Annotated in this window: 12 protein-coding genes; 5 read left to right on the top strand and 7 right to left on the bottom strand. The window is 65.6% G+C overall.

Features of this window, described 5'->3' with window-relative positions; translation table 11 throughout:
* Positions 1-70: 70 nt before the first annotated feature.
* Positions 71-1,093 carry a LacI family DNA-binding transcriptional regulator gene (locus E3T50_RS01665; protein ID WP_134550266.1) on the bottom strand — a complete coding sequence of 341 codons (1,023 nt, stop codon included), beginning with the start codon at positions 1,091-1,093 and terminating at the stop codon, positions 71-73.
* A gap of 178 nt (positions 1,094-1,271) precedes the next feature.
* On the opposite strand from E3T50_RS01665, the gene E3T50_RS01660 reads away from it, so the two are divergent.
* The 5 genes from E3T50_RS01660 to E3T50_RS01640 all read left to right on the top strand — a co-directional run bounded on the left by E3T50_RS01660 (position 1,272) and on the right by E3T50_RS01640 (position 8,860).
* Entirely contained in the window at positions 1,272-3,308 is a 2,037-nt protein-coding gene (locus E3T50_RS01660) for a beta-galactosidase (RefSeq protein WP_134550265.1), read from the top strand.
* Complete coding sequence (locus E3T50_RS01655) at positions 3,305-4,264, top strand: carbohydrate ABC transporter permease (protein ID WP_134550264.1); 960 nt, start codon at positions 3,305-3,307, stop codon at positions 4,262-4,264. The genes E3T50_RS01660 and E3T50_RS01655 overlap by 4 nt, the downstream gene beginning before the upstream one ends.
* Before the next feature lie 116 nt (positions 4,265-4,380).
* Complete coding sequence (locus E3T50_RS01650; protein ID WP_134550467.1) at positions 4,381-5,187, top strand: carbohydrate ABC transporter permease; 807 nt, start codon at positions 4,381-4,383, stop codon at positions 5,185-5,187.
* A gap of 72 nt (positions 5,188-5,259) precedes the next feature.
* Positions 5,260-6,591, top strand: coding sequence for a sugar ABC transporter substrate-binding protein (locus E3T50_RS01645; protein WP_134550263.1), 1,332 nt, complete (start codon positions 5,260-5,262; stop codon positions 6,589-6,591).
* A 13-nt stretch (positions 6,592-6,604) separates the two neighbouring features.
* The gene (locus E3T50_RS01640) at positions 6,605-8,860 is read left to right on the top strand and encodes an alpha-galactosidase (RefSeq protein ID WP_134550262.1); all 2,256 of its coding nucleotides are present in this window, start codon (positions 6,605-6,607) and stop codon (positions 8,858-8,860) included.
* 22 nt (positions 8,861-8,882) lie between these two features.
* On the opposite strand, the gene E3T50_RS01635 is transcribed toward E3T50_RS01640, so the two are convergent.
* The 6 genes from E3T50_RS01635 to E3T50_RS01610 all read right to left on the bottom strand — a co-directional run bounded on the left by E3T50_RS01635 (position 8,883) and on the right by E3T50_RS01610 (position 14,399).
* Positions 8,883-9,149, bottom strand: a complete 267-nt coding sequence (locus tag E3T50_RS01635) for a DUF1801 domain-containing protein (RefSeq protein ID WP_134550261.1) — start codon at positions 9,147-9,149, stop codon at positions 8,883-8,885.
* A 354-nt stretch (positions 9,150-9,503) separates the two neighbouring features.
* Positions 9,504-10,496, bottom strand: a complete 993-nt coding sequence (locus E3T50_RS01630; protein ID WP_166784173.1) for an FKBP-type peptidyl-prolyl cis-trans isomerase — start codon at positions 10,494-10,496, stop codon at positions 9,504-9,506.
* A gap of 144 nt (positions 10,497-10,640) precedes the next feature.
* Complete coding sequence (locus E3T50_RS01625) at positions 10,641-11,234, bottom strand: CbiQ family ECF transporter T component (protein WP_134550259.1); 594 nt, start codon at positions 11,232-11,234, stop codon at positions 10,641-10,643.
* A 10-nt stretch (positions 11,235-11,244) separates the two neighbouring features.
* A complete protein-coding gene (locus E3T50_RS01620; protein ID WP_134550258.1) occupies positions 11,245-11,925 on the bottom strand; it encodes an energy-coupling factor ABC transporter ATP-binding protein in 681 nt (226 codons plus the stop codon).
* 3 nt (positions 11,926-11,928) lie between these two features.
* On the bottom strand, positions 11,929-12,537 hold the full coding sequence (locus E3T50_RS01615; protein ID WP_134550257.1) for a biotin transporter BioY: 609 nt from the start codon (positions 12,535-12,537) through the stop codon (positions 11,929-11,931).
* A gap of 86 nt (positions 12,538-12,623) precedes the next feature.
* Positions 12,624-14,399, bottom strand: coding sequence for a glycoside hydrolase family 15 protein (locus tag E3T50_RS01610; RefSeq protein WP_134550256.1), 1,776 nt, complete (start codon positions 14,397-14,399; stop codon positions 12,624-12,626).
* Positions 14,400-14,409 lie beyond the last annotated feature (10 nt).

Genomic DNA, 14,409 nt, shown 5'->3' with positions numbered 1-14,409 from the left:
ATCGGCGTGACCACCGGTAGAGCCGAGGCGGTGAACGCCATGTCGAGCGTGGAATCCCCGACGGTGTCGATCAAGCCGAGTCGCGCCAGATGATAGGGGTCTCGAGCAGGATGCCGTCGGCCGGTTGCTCCTCACCGCGCAGCTGGCCGAGCACGCACTCGGCTGCTCGCTCGCCCAGGCCGAAGGCTGGCTGGTGCACGGTCGAGAGGTGTGGCTGGGTGCGCAGCGCCCAGGAACTGTCGTCAAATCCGACGATGCCGACGTCACCGGGCACGCTGCGCCCGGCATGGCGGAGCGCTTCGAGTGCTCCGGCAGCCACGGCGTCAGAAGCCGCGAACACCCCGTCAATCAGTGGGTCACGTTCGAGCAGTGCGCACATGCCCTTCACCCCATCGGTGAAGGTGTAGAGCGGTACTCGGGCAACGAGAGCCGGGTTGAAGCGGTCGCCCAGGGCATCCGTGAAGCCGGCCAGGCGGTCCGCGCCGGAATCGCGATCGAGTGCGGCGGCAACCATGCCGATGCGCTGGCGTCCGGTCTGCATGAGGCGTTCGGTGATCGCGCGCGCCGATGCCCGGTTGTCGATGCCTACGAACGGCAGAGGGCTCTGCTCTGGCGGATGTCCAACGAAAGCGGCCGGAAGGCGCAGCTTCTCGATAACGCGGGTGATGGGGTCTTCCCGGCGGGCGGAGACGATGATGACCCCGTCGACGAAACCACCGCTGAGATAGCGGGCGACGCGGTCGGTGTCGCGCTGGGAGTCGATGACGAGGCTGACCATCTGGTAGTCCGAGCGGGAGAGCACGGTGTTGGCCCCGAGCAGGATGCCGCCGATGTTGGGGTCATCCAGAAATAGTGAGTGTGGCTCGTGCACGATGAAGCCGACCGCTTCCGAGCGCTGCATGACCAGGCTGCGCGCGGCGTTGTTCGGTACATAGCCGACCTTCTCGATGGCGGCTTCGATGGCAGTCCGGGCTGAAGCCGAGACGTAGGGCTCGTCGTTCACGACCCGGCTGACCGTGCCGCGGGACACGCCGGCCTCGACGGCGACATCGTGGATCGTCGCGCGTTTGCGTCGAGACGGGATTGTCACCATTTGATAACCATAACGCTCCGGAACGAAGACCGCGCTTGACAGGATCGGCGGGATATACCTAATCTGTGTACGTTCACAGAAAACCCAACGGTGAGTTTTGCTCCCGACTCTGTGCACGTTCACAGAGTCGTCAGCATGGTGTCGCCAACACGGCGTACACACCACGGTCAGGGAGCACATGAATTCGCGAACAGCCTCTTCGAATGGTTCGGCTCCGGTGACCCCATTCGTCCACGAGGGGTTCGCCTACGGCTGCGACTACAACCCGCAGCAGTGGGGTCCCGACGTCTGGATCGAAGACGTGCGCCTCATGCACGAGGCCGGCGTCGACCTGGTGGCCATCAACATCTTCGGCTGGTGCGACATTGAGCCGCACCCCGGGGAGTACGACTTCACCACCCTCGATACGATCATCGAACTCCTGCACAGCAACGGCATCCGGGTCAACCTCGGCACCGGAACCTCGTCCCCTCCGCCATGGTTGACCGCGCTGCACCCCGAGATCCTCCCGGTGAGCGATGACGGCACCACACGATTCCCTGGCGGTCGGCAGGCTTGGTGCCCGAGCTCGGCCGTGTTCCGCGAGCACGCGCTCGCCCTGGTGGAGCAGGTCGCCAAGCGTTACGGCCACCACCCGGCCATCGCCCTCTGGCATGTGTCCAACGAACTAGGCTGCCACAACGCGCTTTGCTACTGCGATGAAACCGCGGCTGCGTTCCGCCTCTGGCTGCAAGCACGCTACGGCACGATCGACGCCCTCAACGCAGCCTGGGGTACCTCGTTCTGGAGCCAGCGCTACGGCCAGTGGTCCGAGATCCTCACCCCGCGGCTCACGCGCTCCAGCCGGAACCCCGGCCAGGTGCTTGACTTCCACCGGTTCAGCTCGGCCGAACTGCTCGACTACTACCGCCGCGAGACCGCGGTGCTGCGCCGCCACACCAACGTAGCCGTGACCACCAATTTCATGGTCACGGCGCACATCCGCAACCTCGACTACTGGTCCTGGGCCGGCGACATGGACATCGTCGCCAACGATCACTACCTCGACCACCGCCTCGCCGATCCGGCCATCGAACTCGCCTTCGCCGCCGACCTCACCCGTGGGCTCGCCCAGGGGAAGCCCTGGCTGCTCATGGAACAGGCCACCGGCGCCGTCAACTGGCAGCCGCACAATCTGGCGAAGGTGGCAGGCGAGATGACCCGCAACTCCCTCGCCCACGTCGCCCGTGGCGCCGACGGCATCTGCTTCTTCCAGTGGCGCGCTTCCCTGCAGGGCTCAGAGAAGTTCCACTCCGCCCTGGTGCCTCACGCCGGCACCGACACCGTGCTCTGGCGCGAGGTCGTGGCCCTGGGGGCGACCCTCGATCGTCTCGCCGAGGTCGCCGGCAGCCGGGTCGTCGCGGATGCCGCGATCATCTTCAGCTGGGAGGCGTGGTGGGCTGGCGACGGAGAATCCCGTCCCTCCCATGCGGTGCGCTATCTCGACCAGGTGCACGCCGCCTATACGGCCCTGCACCAACTCGGCGTAACGGTCGACATCGTCTCGCCAGACGCCGACCTTTCGGCTTACCGCCTCGTCGTCGCCCCGTGCCTCTACCTGGTCTCTGACGCGCAGGCCCAGAACCTGGGTTCCTATGTCGCGGCCGGCGGCCACGCCCTGATCACTTTTTTCAGCGGCATCGTCGACGAAGACGACCGGGTGCGCACCGGTGGCTACCCCGGCGCGTTCCGCGAGATCCTCGGCATCACGGTGGAAGAATTTTCCCCACTGCTGCCCGGCCACGTTCTGACCCTCGACTCCGGCGCGCGCGCGAGCCTCTGGAGCGAACGCCTGCGGATCAACACTGCCGAGGTGATGGCGCGCTACCTTGACGGGCCGCTGCCCGGCATCCCTGCCATCACCCGCAACGGGCACGGAGGCGGCACCGCTTGGTACGTTGCGACCGCGCTGGCGGCCGGTGCCCTGAGGGACCTCGTGCGCACGATTGCCGAGGAGGCACGCGTTACCGCGGTTGGCCCGGAGAGTGCGGGAACCATCGAGGTCGTTCGCCGAGTGAAGTCCACCAGCAGCTACCTGTTCATCATCAATCACGGTCACGGCGACGTTGAGCTTCCGGCCTGCGGCCACGAACTCGTCACCGATGCACCCGTCGGTCGAATCGTGCGCGTGCCCGCCGGAGCCGTCCGCGTGATCAGAGAGGACCCCGCATCATGAGCGCACCTGCCGGTCCCCTGACGGATGCCCCGGGCAACGCCGCCCGGAAGCCCCGCGCCGCCCAGCCAGCCAAGGCCCGCGGAGCGAAGCCCCGCGTGCAGCACAAGGGAGCGATCCTGGCGTTCGTGCTCCCGTTCGGCGCACTGTTTGCCCTGTTCTACCTGGTGCCGATCGGCTACGCGATCTACCAGTCTCTGCTCGTGATCGAGCGTGAGGGCACCTTCGGCCAGGCCACACAGGTCTTCGGTGGACTTAGCCAGTACATCCTGGTCTTCCAGAACGGGCCGTTCTGGGCGTCGATCAGTCGGGTGCTCGCCTTCGGCGCCGTGCAGGTGCCGATCATGCTCGGCCTCGCACTGGTATTCGCCCTGCTGCTGGACTCGCCGCTCGTGCGCGGCAAGAAGTTCTTTCGGCTGGCGTTCTTTGTTCCCTACGCGGTGCCCGGCGTCATCGCCGCGATCATGTGGGGCTACCTCTACTCACCCAACCTGTCACCGTTCAGTGCCGTCACCGAGAACATCAACTTCCTCTCGGCGGACCTCGTGCTCTGGGCCATCGCCAACGTCGTCACCTGGGTGTTCGTGGGCTACAACATGCTCATCATCTACTCGGCGCTGCTGGCAATCCCGGCTGAACTCTACGAGGCCGCCCGCCTCGACGGCGCCGGCCAGCTCCGCATCGCCTGGTCGGTGAAGATCCCGCTGATCATGCCGGCCATCATCCTGACCGCGATCTTCTCGATCATCGGAACCCTGCAACTGCTGGCCGAACCCCAGGTGTTCCGCAGCTTCAGCTCGGCCGTCACCAGCACGTTCACCCCGAACCTGACGGTCTACTCCACCTCATCCATCCCAAACTTCAACCTGGCCGCGGCGTTCTCCGTGGTGCTGGCCCTCGCGACGTTCATCCTTTCGTTCACGTTCCTGAAGTTCACGCAACGGAAGGAAGCCAAGTGAGCACCCTGAGCACCGTGACCTCCACCACTGTCGGCAAGTCGGCACGCAGCATCCGTTCCCGGCAGGGCAAGACGCCGCGCGCGCAGCGAGAGAGCCCGTTCGCTCGGGTCAGCGCCATGGTCGTCATGGGCGTGTTCACGCTCTACTTTCTGGTGCCGATCTGGTGGCTGGTGGTCGCGGCCTCGAAGAACCGCTCCCAGTTCAACAGCACGAACCCGCTCTGGTTCGCCGACTTCTCCCTGTTCGAGAACATGGCAAACCTGGTGGCTTACCGTGACGGCGTCTACCTCAAGTGGATGCTCAACAGCGCGCTGTACGCCGGTGGCGGCGCCCTCGTTGGTACGCTCATCGCCGGTATGTGCGGGTACGCCCTGGCCAAGTACAACTTTCCGGGCCGTGAACTGATCTTCAACGTCGTGCTTGGCGGCGTGCTCGTGCCCGCGACGGCGCTGGCGCTGCCGCTGTTCCTGATCTTCAGCCAGATCAGCCTGACGAACACGTTCTGGTCGGTGTTCCTGCCCAGCCTGGTCAGCCCGTTCGGGGTCTACCTCGCCCGCATCTACGCCTCGGCCAGCGTGCCCGACGAACTGATCGAGGCCGCCCGCCTCGACGGCGCCGGCGAATTGCGCACCTTTTTCACCGTCTCGGTGCGGATGATGGTGCCCGCCCTGGTCACGGTCTTCCTCTTCCAGTTCGTCGCCATCTGGAACAACTTTTTCCTGCCGCTGATCATGCTGCGCGACGAAACCCTGTTCCCGGTCACGCTCGGCCTCTACGCCTGGAACTCGCAGGTCAACCAGATCCCTGTGCTGCGCGACTACGTGCTGATCGGCGCGCTGCTGTCGATCATCCCGCTGATCATCATCTTCCTGCTGCTCCAGCGCTTTTGGCGTAACGGCCTCAGCGCCGGGTCAGTGAAATAACCACCCCAGCCACACCACCCCGGCTGGATATTCCAGTCGGCTCATTCCCTCCACCAAGAGAAAAGAAGGACAATGCGAATCAAGAAGAGAGCAGCCACCGTCGCTTTGCTCACCGCAGCCACGGTCGTGCTGGCCGGCTGCGCGTCAGGCTCGACCACACAGGACGGCGGCGACGCCGCAGCCTGTGCACCCTCCGACGGCAAGGTCGACCTGACCTTTACGACCTGGATACCTGGGATCGAGGAAGTCGTCAAGATCTGGAACGATGAAAACCCCGACATTCAGGTGAAGGTGCAGACCGGCCCGAACGGAAACGGAGGCACCTATCAAAACTTTTTCAATCAGCTCAAGGCCGGCAACGCGCCCGACCTCGGCCAGATCGAATACGACGCCCTCCCGAACTTCCGCGTACAGGACGGCCTGACCAACCTCGCTTCCTGCGCGGGTGTACTCGACGCCCAGGACAACTTCGTGGACTGGACCTGGGGTCAAGTCAACTTCGGCGAAGAGGACGCCGTCTATGCGGTGCCGCAAGATGCCGGCCCCATGGCGATGTTCTACCGCGCCGATCTCTTCGCGGCCAACAACATTGCGATCCCCACTACGTGGGAAGAGTTCGCCGTTGCAGCGGAGGCGGTACGCGCCACCGGCGGGTACATCACCAACTTCTCGCAGAGCGACATCAACCAGTTTGCCGGATTCGTCTGGCAGGCCGGCGGAACCTGGTTCGAGAACGACGGTGACAACTGGACCGTCGATCTGACCAGCCCGGAGTCCGTCAAGGTTGCCAACTACTGGCAGGACCTGATCGACCGCGATCTCGTTTCAACCAACCCGCCGTGGACCGACGAGTGGAATAACGCCTACAACACCGGATCCGACTGGACCTGGAACTCGGCGGCCTGGGGTGCGAACTCCATCGTCAGCGGTGCTCCGGATACCGCCGGCAACTGGTCCGTCGCGCTCTCCCCGCAGTGGGCTGATGGCGAGAGCGCCGCTGGCAACTGGGGTGGCTCGTCCACCGCCGTGTTCAAAGGATCCGAGCACCCCTACGAGGCTGCACAGTTCGCGCTCTGGCTGAACACCTCTGATGAGGCGCTCACGATGCTGAACAAATCGGCCAACCTGTACCCGGCCGCCAAGAGTGGCCTGGAACTGCCGGCCCTGAAGGAAGGCGTCGAGTTCTATGGCGGCCAGGCGATCTACGATGTGTTCGCCGAGGCGTCCGCTCAGGTATCGCCCGACTTCATCTGGGGCCCGACCATGACGCAGGTCTATAACGACACCTCCGACGGTTTCAAGGGTGCAGTCACCGGTAACGGCACGCTGACGGATGCCCTCACGAGCGCCCAGCAGAGCACGATCGACGCCCTCCAGGCACAGTCGATCCCGGTCAACAAGTAGCATCAGCATCACTGTGTCGATTCCCTACCTCCGTGCCGCGGGCACCAGCCTGATGCTGGATGCCCGCGGCACGGGCGTGCCCGTCATCGTGCACTGGGGTGCCGACCTGGGCGAATTGACCGGCGCTATGCTGACCACGTTGGCCGACGCATCCGTGCCGTCGATCGCGCCAAGCTCGATCGACGTGCCCCTGCGGCTCACCCTGTTGCCCACCCTCGCGCAGGGGTGGAGCGGACGACCGGGAATCAGCGGTTTCCGGCCCGGCCGGGGCGGCTCGGCCATCGATCTGCGCCTGGTAAACGTTCGGGCGGGCGAGCGCCCCACGGGGCGCTTCGCATTGCCAGGAACCCAGACCCTGACGCTCCTGCTGGCGGATGCCGCGGCCCAGATTTCCGTGCGCACCGATCTTGAAATCTCGGTTCAGGGGGTGCTTCGGCTGCGCCACACCGTGACCAACACGAGTACCACCGCCGGCGACGCAGCCTTCGAACTGGGTTCGCTCGACGTCATACTGCCGGTACCCGGTCGGGCCGGGGAACTGCTTGACTTCACCGGGCTGTGGACCCACGAGCGTCGGCCGCAGCGCAGCACACTCGGCCACGGTGTGTGGAGCCGCGAGTTCCGACACGGCCGCCCCGGGCATGACGACTCCTATCTCATGGTGGCCGGTACACCCGGATTTGGTTTTCGTTCCGGGGAAGTGTGGTGCACTCATCTTGCCTGGAGCGGTGACAAGCGCGCCTGGGCTGAGAACAGCCCCCTGGGCTTTTCGCTGCTCGGAAGCGGTGAACTGCTGGCTCCCGGCGAGCTGGGTGTGGCCGCCGGTGCAAGCCACAGCACCCCGTGGACCGTGGCCGTGTACTCGGATGCCGGGCTCGACGGGCTGTCGGCGCGGCTGCATCCGTGGATCCGCTCGTGGTCGACCATTCGGACGCCGCGCCCGGTCGTGCTGAACACATGGGAGGCCGTCTACTTCGAGCATGATCTGCCAACCCTGGCGCGCCTTGCGGATGCCGGGGCGCAGACCGGCGTGGAACGCTTCGTCCTCGATGACGGCTGGTTCACCGGCCGCAGGGATGATCGCCGTGCCCTCGGCGACTGGTTCGTCGATCCCGTGACGTGGCCCAGTGGCCTGCATCCTCTGATCGAACGCGTGCACGCGGCCGGCCTGGATTTCGGCCTCTGGGTCGAACCGGAGATGGTGAGTCTCGACTCGGAGGTTGCCCGTGCGCACCCGGAGTGGGTGCTCGGCGGCGTCCCGGAACCCTCAGCCACTGAAACACCGGCGCTGACCTGGCGGTTCCAGCGTGTGCTCGATCTGAGCCACCCGGACGCCTTCGCCTGGGTCTTCGCCCGACTCAACGCTCTGCTCACGGAGTACCCGATCGCCTACCTGAAGTGGGACCACAATCGCGACCTGCTGGCCGCCTCCGCTCACCGGCAGACTGCGGCGCTCTACAGTCTGATCGATGCGGTGCGCGCGGCACACCCGGGCATCGAGATCGAGTCCTGCGCGTCGGGGGGAGCCCGGATCGACCTTGGAATCCTCGAGCGCGTCGACCGGGTCTGGACCAGCGATACCAACGACCCGTTCGAGCGACAGCAGATCCAACGATATACGGGCGTGCTCGTGCCGCCGGAATACCTCGGCGGGCATCTCGGCGCGGCGACGGCGCACACCACCGGACGCACCTCCGAGCTCAGTTTTCGGCTGGCGACCGCCCTGTTCGGTGCGGCCGGCATTGAGTGGAATCTCATCGATGCGAGCGCCGAAGAGCTCGGGCAGATTGCCGAGTGGATCACGCACTACAAGCGGCTGCGCCCTCTGCTGCACTCCGGTGTTGTCGTGCGGGCCGACCCGAGCGACCCCGCCCTTGTGCTGCACGGCGTCGTCTCGCGCGACCAGAATTCGGCCCTCTTCGCCCAGGTGGCTCTCGCAGCCCCGCATGACGCCGTTCCGGAGCGGATGCGATTTCCCGGGCTCGCGCCCGAGCGGCGCTATCGAGTGACGCCCCTGCTGCTCGGCGGCTCCCCGCGCACAATCCAGGACGCACCGCCAGCGTGGTACGCCGCGTTGGAGGGCTCGACCGCAACTTTAACCACCCTCGCCGATGCTGCGAGTGGCGGTGGCGGTGGCGGTGGCGGTGGCGGTGGTGGCGACGGTGGTGCGGTCACGCTGACCGGAGCGGTGCTCGCTCTCGTCGGGCTGCCCGCGCCGCTGCTTGCCCCGGAGCAGGCCGCACTTTTCGCCATCGACGCGGTTGGCTGAGCGAGTCTCGCCTCTCCGAGAGTTAGGCGGCCTCGAGCTCGCGTACCTGCTGCAGCCAGCCGTCGAACAGGTCGCTGTTGAAGTCGTCGACGCTTTTCAGCTTGAATTCGCTCATCTCCGCCGACCCGCTCGCGTTGAGCTTGCCCGAGTCATCGGTGATGGCCTGGCCGCGCCAGAACAACACGGTCACAAAATTCGGATACGCCTTGAATCCGACTACCGGTAGGTCATTCTCGAGCCAGACCGGATGTCCGTGCCATAGTTCCGTCGATGTCTTCGGCAGGCCCAAGTCGAATTTATCGCGGAGCAGCCCGACGACGCTTGCCAGCGGCTCGGTGGGAGCGGCAACATATTCGTCGATGGTCGTCGGCTTGAGAGCGGACGCGACGAGTGTCGGATCGGCGACCTGAAATTTGGTGGGAGTAAACGTCGAAGTGAATGTGGATGTCAGGTGAATAGCCTCTTTCGGTGGTCAAATTCACGCCTGGCCGGTGCCGGGCATGTTGGTACCTGCACTCCACACTGTCACGCCGATGCACCCTGCGGCTGGGCAGACGCTCAGGAACCGGTCCCCGCTGGGCAAAAAAACACCGCCCTTCGGCCCACAGGTCGACGGGCGGTGCCCAGGTAGAGGAGTTGCTTTTCAGGCCTTCGGGCCGCCCTCGGCAGCAAGAATATCGATTACGAACACGAGGGTGTCGGTGCCCGAAATGCCCTGGGTGCCGGCTTCGCCGTAGCCGAATTCCGGCGGAATCACGGCGAGGACCTGCGAACCGACGGTCTGGCCGACGAGCGCCTGGGTGAAGCCTGGGATCACGCCGCCCGTCGGGAAGACGGTGTACGGGGAGCGGCCCCAGGAGGAGTCGAAGGTTTTGCCGGTCGCCCAGAGCACACCGGTATAGGCCACTGCCACGCTCGCGCCGTCGGTGACGACCTTCCCATCACCCTTCTTCAGGGTGGAGATCTTCAGATCCGTGGGAGCATCGGTGGCGGGAACGGTTACGGTCGGTGCGCCATCAGCAGCAAGAGCGACCGTCGGGAGACCGGCCTCGGCAGGCTGGTCGGTTCCTGACGCCTTGGTCGGTACGGATTCGATCACCTTGACGACGTCCATGACAAAGATGACGGGCTCGCCCGCAGCGACGCCGGTGGTGCCCTGATCTGTGAAGGCATCCGCTGCCGTACTCACGGTCACGATCCGGTCGCCCTCGACGGCGCAATTGGCCGATCGAACAAGACCATGCAGCAAGCCGGTGTCGTTGATGGGAATGACGAGACTGGCTCCATCGGTGGAGTACGTCGTCGGCTGTACGATTTTCTCGGTTTTGGCGTTGTAGAGGGTGATCGCGACTTCCACGATCGAGTCTTTCTTGGCCGTGTCGGTGCCGCTTCCCTCAATCGCCACCGTGCGCTGGGTGGTGGTGGGCGCGAGCGGTGCATCGATCGCGATGTCGAGGGGCGCGCCGAAATCACCGGTGACCTTGACGCTGTCGGAGAGCTTGCCCGGTTGCGTGCAGTCCGCAGAGGGGGAACTGGCAGCGGCCGCATCCGTTGCTTGAGGAGTGTCGCTGCTTCCACAAGCGGTCAGTGCGAGCGTCAGGCCCACAATGGTCAGGAGTGCGGGAATTTTCGACACGGGGCCTCTTTCGAGAGCGTAGCTGCGGGTAGGCATTTTTCGGTAGCTGTCTGGTGGCGCGAACGCCCAAAGACCTACTCTGCCACGGATCGCCTATAAAGCGGCTGAGTGAATGCCCCGGCGTGCCGCCCGGGCCGGGGCCGGTCAGTCGTCGAGGCCGCGGGCGACCAGGGCTTCGCCCAGGGCATCCGCTGCGTAGAGCGACCGCACGACCACCGGAACGGCGATCGACAGGAGCGAGCCCCGCGTACCGCGGGCCGTGCGGGCCTCGAAGACCTCGCGAACGATATCGCTCACCAAGGGAATGCAGCGGATGGTGAGCGCGACGAGCAGTCCTACCCGGTCGGTGTCGATGAACCGGCGGAACGGTCGCAGCAGTTTCTGGAACGCTTCGAGCACGGCGGTGACCGTCGTGGTCATCGTGAACAGGGTGGCGAGGGCCACCGCCACGAGCAGACGGCCCGCCATCAGAGCGGCGACCGTCCAGCCGGAGAGCAAACCCTGGATTGGCACCGTGACCAGCAGGATCAGCAAAATCGGGGCGATCTGGGCTGCGGCCGCTCGCACCGGAACTCGCGCCGCCAAAAACAGCAGCACGACGCCGGCCGCCGCACCGCTGACGATCCATGGATTGGGCGAGGACCCGATCAGAACGACGCAGAGCGAGAGCAGAAACAGCTTGAGCAGAGTGGGCGCTCGGTGAATGAGCGAGGTTCCAGGGCTGTACAGGCCGATCATCTGCCGCTTCTCACTGCAGCAGGGCGCGATACGCCGCCAGGGCCTGCGCGGGCGCGCCGTCGGCGACGACCATGCCCTCCTCGATCACGATCACGCGGTCGAATTCTTCGACCAGATGCAAGTGGTGGGTGACGACGATGACCTGCTGGGGAAGCGTGTGCAATAGCTCACCGATGCGCCGGGCATTGCGGGCGTCGAGCAGGGTCGTCGGTTCGTCGGCGACGATCGTGGCTGGACGTGCCACCAGGACGGAGGCGAGGGCGAGCAGCTGTTTCTGCCCGCCGGAGAGGCGGTGCGCCGGGTGTTCGGCGTGCTCGCTCAGTCCGAACTGTTCCAGGGCGGCCGCCGTGCGCTCAGCGATTTCGGCGGGGGAGAGGCCGCGTCGGCGCAGGCTGAACGCCACGTCTTCCTGAACGGTGGGCATCACGATCTGGTTGTCGGGATTCGTGAAAATAAACCCCACCTTGCGGCGCACGTCGCGGGCGTGGCGGGCCACGTCGAGCCCGTCCACCGTCACGGTGCCGCTCGTCGGAGTGACGAGCCCATTGATCATGCGCACGAGCGTGGATTTGCCCGATCCGTTCGCGCCGACGATGCCGATGCGATGCTCGGTCAAGCTGAGATTCACGTTGCGAAGCACGCAGCGGTCACCGAATGACTGCCCGACCTGCTCGAAGCGGATGCTGCTCACGCGTCAGTCAACTTCCCGACGGCCCTTCGGCAGCGCGATCAGACCGGGGTAGGCCTTGTGGACCTGGCGGGCGACCAGCACGGTCACGATGACCTTGATCAGGTCTCCGGGTATGAACGCGAGGTTCAGGCCGATCGTGGTCACGAGCGGCAGGCCGAGGTTGAGGGCCATGACCGGAATACCAACCAGGTAGACGGCGACGATGCCGCCGAGAATCGTGGCGCCGAGGGCGGGCCAGAACGGGTATTTCGGCAGCAGGCGGGCGGTGAGGTATCCGGTCACGGCAGCACCGAGCAGCCAGCCGTAGAGGTAGCCAGCGGCCGGACTGACTGTGAAGACGCCGATGCCGCCACGAGCGCCGGCGAGCAGGGGGAGACCCACCGCCGTCAGAACGAGAAACAACAGCACGGCGAGGGTTCCCTTGCGCGGACCGAGAATGGCCCCGGCGAGCATCACGCCGAGGGTCTGCAGGGTGATCGGCACCGGCCCGATGTTAAGGGGTCCCGCCAGGCCGAGTGCCGCGATGAGAGCGGAGAAGATGGCGATCTGGGCAAGATCGCGGGCGGGCATAATGCGCCCCGTCGGGGCGCTCGAACGAACGGTGTCAGTCATGGTTTTAAATCTAGAATTTGGCCCACACCCGCTGCTGAAGAATACCTACAACAAAATGCCGGGAAGTGTAGAGGTCGTGATTGTGATCAGGAGCCACCGGCCATAATAGCATCCGCTGCGCGCACCAGAGCCAGATGCGAGAGCGCTTGCGGGGTGTTGCCCATCTGGTGCCCACTGGTCACGTCGTACTCCTCCGAGAGCAGCCCGACGTCGTTCACGAAGCCGAGCAGCCGGTTCATGAGCGCATTGGCGTCGTCGAGTCGTCCCGACGTGGCGTATTGCTCAACCAACCAGAAGGAGCAGGCCAGAAACGGATGCTCACCCGGCGGCAGTCCGTCCACCGCGGTGTGCGTGCGGTACCGCAACAGCAGCCCATCCCGCATGAGGTCGGCCTCGATCGCGGCCACGGTGCCGAGCATGCGTGGATCGGTGGGTGCGCAGAAGCCGACCTGCGGGAGCACCAGGAGCGAGGCATCCACTTCCGTGCTGCCGCAGAACTGCATGTAGCTATTTCGATCCGCGTCAAAAGCGCGAGTCTCGATGTCGGTGCGCACTGCGTCGCGCAGGGCCTTCCAACGGTGGAGCGGACCGTCCAGGCCGCACTCTTCGATGCCCCGCACCGCGCGGTCGAAGGCGGCCCAGACCATCACGCGCGAGTGGGTGAATTCGCGAGGCTGGCCGCGGACCTCCCAGATGCCCTGGTCCGCGCGGCGCCAGTTCTTCTCGAGAAAGCTCATGAGAGCGCGCTGCAGTGGCCAGGAGAACTCGTTCTCGCGCACGCCCGCAGTACGCGCAGCATGCAGGGCCACCATCACCTCGCCGATCACGTCGGATTGGAACTGGTCGACCGCGCCGTTTCCAACACGCACGGGGGAGGCGCCCTGATAACCGGCCAGGCCGGTGAGTTCATGCTCGGGCAGGTAGCGCTCCCCGGAGAGGCCGTACATGATCTGTACGTCGCCCGGATCGCCGGCAATGGCACGCAGCAGCCAGGCTCGCCAGCCGTCGGCCTCCACCTCGTAGCCGTGGCTGAGCAGAACCGCGAGCGTGAGCGAGGCGTCGCGCAACCAGACGTAGCGGTAGTCCCAGTTGCGGGTGCCGCCGATCTGCTCGGGCAGCGAGGTCGTTGCGGCCGCCACAATGCCGCCGGTTCGCTCATGCGTCAGTGCACGCAGCACGAGCAGCGAACGAACCACCTGGGCGCGCAAAGGTCCCTGATGGCTGCAGCACGACGCCCATTTCCGCCACCAGGCGCAGGTCTCGGCGTGGGCAGCATCGATGTCGATGGCGGGTGGCGTATCGCGGTGCGAGGGATACCAGGTCAGATGCGCGTCGATCGTGTCGCCGGTGCTGACGTCGAAATGGGACACGTGGCGGTGGTCGGCGGCGCGCAGATCAGGGCCGCGCACCACGATGGCGTCGGGCCCCGCGATCGCGACGAGGCCGTGCACCGACTCACCCTTGAGCTGGCGCACCCACGGCATCGTCGTGGCATAGCCAAAGCGGATGCGCAGATCCTGGGTCATGTGCACCGTGCCGCTGATGCCGCGCACCCGGCGCACCAGGTCGGCCCGGCCGTTGCCGTGCGGCATGAAGTCGAGTACCTCGACCTGGCCGGTGGTCGTGGTCCACACCGTGGACAGCACGAAGGTATCGCCCTGATAACTGCGGCTGGCGGTGGCGGTCGTATCGGCCGGGGCCAGCAGCCAACGACCGTCGTTCTCATCGCCGAGGAGCGCACCGAACATCGAGGCGGAGTCATAACGCGGAAGGCATAACCAGTCGATGCTGCCGTCTCGACCGACGAGCGCCGCCGAGTGACAATCACTGATGAGTGCGTAGTCCTCGATATTGAGTGCCATCAGGCCATAC

Origin of the sequence: Cryobacterium gelidum, assembly GCF_004403985.1 — a bacterium.
Taxonomy (GTDB): domain Bacteria; phylum Actinomycetota; class Actinomycetes; order Actinomycetales; family Microbacteriaceae; genus Cryobacterium; species Cryobacterium gelidum.
This window is presented reverse-complemented; position numbering and strand designations above follow the sequence as displayed.